3 protein-coding genes are annotated in these 1,179 nt (G+C 33.3%); all 3 read left to right on the top strand.

Features of this window, described 5'->3' with window-relative positions:
- Nucleotides 1-297, top strand: a 297-nt coding sequence (locus RTR63_RS10280) for an ATP-grasp domain-containing protein (RefSeq protein WP_312524093.1), incomplete at its 5' end; no start/stop codon positions are given.
- Complete coding sequence (locus tag RTR63_RS10275; RefSeq protein WP_312524091.1) at nucleotides 281-952, top strand: HAD family hydrolase; 672 nt, start codon at nucleotides 281-283, stop codon at nucleotides 950-952. The genes RTR63_RS10280 and RTR63_RS10275, both read left to right, overlap by 17 nt.
- A partial coding sequence (locus RTR63_RS10270; RefSeq protein ID WP_312524089.1) for a DegT/DnrJ/EryC1/StrS family aminotransferase occupies nucleotides 953-1,179 on the top strand: 227 nt, incomplete at its 3' end.

Raw genomic sequence — 1,179 nt, 5'->3', positions numbered from 1 at the left:
AATAATATTATTGTAGAGCATTTTTTTAATAATATTGCTCAATTAAAGGGTGCGAGGGGTTGCTTGACTATTCAAGTATTTTTGCATAAAGAGCAGCCAATCATTAAAGGTATAGAAATAAATCCAAGATTCGGTGGTGGTTATCCGCTTACCTATTTATCTGGAGCAAATTATAGTAAGTGGGTATTAGAAGAATATTTACTTGATAAGGAGATTGAAGTCTATAAATCATGGGAGCAAGATTTATTAATGCTAAGGTATGACGCTGAGGTACTAGTGCATGACTTCAAAAAATAATGCAATAGTATTTGATTTGGATGATACCCTGTATCCAGAAATTGACTACCTTAAATCAGCATATCAATTTATCTCGGAAAGAATTGCACCAATTGATAAAACATTATATTCCTTAATGATTGAAAAGTATTTTAAAAATGAAAATGTTTTTGATTATGTTGAAAAAACATATAATGTTGATAAATCGCAACTTTTAAACTGGTATCGAACTCATTTTCCCCATCTTAAACTTTATCCACATGTGGAATGTTTTTTAAAAAATTTTAGAGATGATTTTAAATTTGCAATTATCACAGATGGTCGGTCAATAACCCAACGTAACAAAATTAAATCGCTTGGACTCGATTTATATATCGATACAATTATTATCTCAGAAGAGATAGGTAGCGAGAAACCCAGTCTAGCAAACTTTGATAAAGTTGAACAACTATTGAATTGTGAAAGTTATTGCTATATAGCTGACAATACTAAGAAAGATTTTGTTACTCCAAATATGATGGGTTGGTTAACTATATGTTTAAATGACCAAGGTAATAATATACATAACCAAGATTTTTCCTTGCCTAATGAGTTTTTACCTGATATTCGTGTTTCAAGTTGGCAAGAAATCGAAAATATCTTTTCAAAAAAGATTAAATTAATAAGAGGTAAATAAATGTTAAACACCCAATTTTCCCCTTGGCCTAGCTTTACCCAAGAAGAAGCCGATGCAGTGTCACAGGTGCTATTGTCCAATAAAGTCAACTACTGGACGGGCACAGAATGTCGAGAGTTTGAAAAAGAATTTGCCGCATGGGTAGGGACAGACTACGCAGTGGCACTGGCAAATGGCACATTGGCACTCGATGTTGCGTTACAAGCCATGGGTATTGGCGAGGGTGA

Source organism: Moraxella sp. CTOTU47724 (assembly GCF_032014955.1).
Classification (GTDB): domain Bacteria; phylum Pseudomonadota; class Gammaproteobacteria; order Pseudomonadales; family Moraxellaceae; genus Faucicola; species Faucicola tetraodonis.
This window is presented reverse-complemented; position numbering and strand designations above follow the sequence as displayed.

Coding starts and splice junctions, on each gene's coding strand:
- RTR63_RS10275 (WP_312524091.1), top strand. CDS start 281: ATGACTTCAAAAAATAATGCAATAGTATTTGATTTGGATGATACCCTG.